The 1,144-nt window shown below is 38.8% G+C and carries 1 protein-coding gene; it reads right to left on the bottom strand.

What is annotated here, in order from left to right; translation table 11 throughout:
- Positions 1–423: 423 nt before the first annotated feature.
- The coding region (locus KDK16_RS10650; protein WP_257276073.1) for a hypothetical protein at positions 424–1,144 on the bottom strand (721 nt) is incomplete at its 5' end.

Genomic DNA, 1,144 nt, shown 5'->3' with positions numbered 1-1,144 from the left:
AGGGTAGACATTAAGCTCAAAAAAGATTCATTTCCGGCGGCAGAACTCACCTTGAACAGCCAAAATAAATAAGGCGATGAAAAGTGGAACCAGTCTGTTTGGTAATGTCATTTTATCCCTTATGGTAAGTCTCTGCACTCACATACAAGGAAGCTCCTCGACTTCTGGGCAGATAATGCGAAACGTGAACACCCTGCACAAGATGTTTGTTCAGGGCGTACAAGATTAGATCTTTGTGCTGTGGGTGAGGCTTAATGTCTACTCTAAGATCTTGCGCTTGCTCTCATCCGGTTTGGTGGGGGTCATCCCACCGCATGGGTTTGGGTTGGTAGGTTCCTGATGACAGTTGCTGCCGAATCTTCGGCCAGTGCCGGTTTAGCAGGATAATCTGCAGTTGGCAGCATAGCCACTTGTTAGGTGATTTCAACCAGGGGAGTAGATATAGGTTGTGCAAAAGTGACGTGAACCAAAATTATTTCTCTTTGAAGAGCCATCTTTTATAAAGTCTAATGGAATTTTACTTTCATCAAGCACGTGGCTTGGTAGTCGTAATTTTCCATTTTCAACCAAGCATGACCTTACTGCCGAGAAATAATCATCCGAGTAATTCATAAATGAACACAAAGGTCCTTCATCAACAATTTCATCATATTTATTTAATATACTGAGATATTCAATTGCTCTTTTGTCTCCCCACTGTAATAAAACATCAGGTTTGATACTTGCCCGAATATCCAAAGTATCTATGTTTGAATGATCACAATAATCATTATTATGACCACAACCAAGCATTAAAGTAGAATGCTTGTCTGGATTCAATCCATTCAGAATCACAACACCATAGTTTTCAAAGGTGCTATTAAGCTCTTCATCGGAAACGAAAGTCTTTGTATCCAGCTTTTTTCCATTAGAATGAAGAGTAATGAAAAGATCTAATTCATCATAAGATTCCAGAAAGTTATTAACTTTTATCCTTTTAGCTTCATCACTGGCTGTTGGAGTGTTTCCTCCCGATAAGAATGTATATAAAGGATTACTTGGGTTATTCATCGCCTTGAAAATTAAATTTGCAACTTTCAATATGGATTCTTGATCAGCTTTATCTGCTAATAAAACTCCCTTATTAGATAGCCTCTCTGGTGTA

The organism is Endozoicomonas sp. SESOKO4, assembly GCF_024606275.1.
This window is presented reverse-complemented; position numbering and strand designations above follow the sequence as displayed.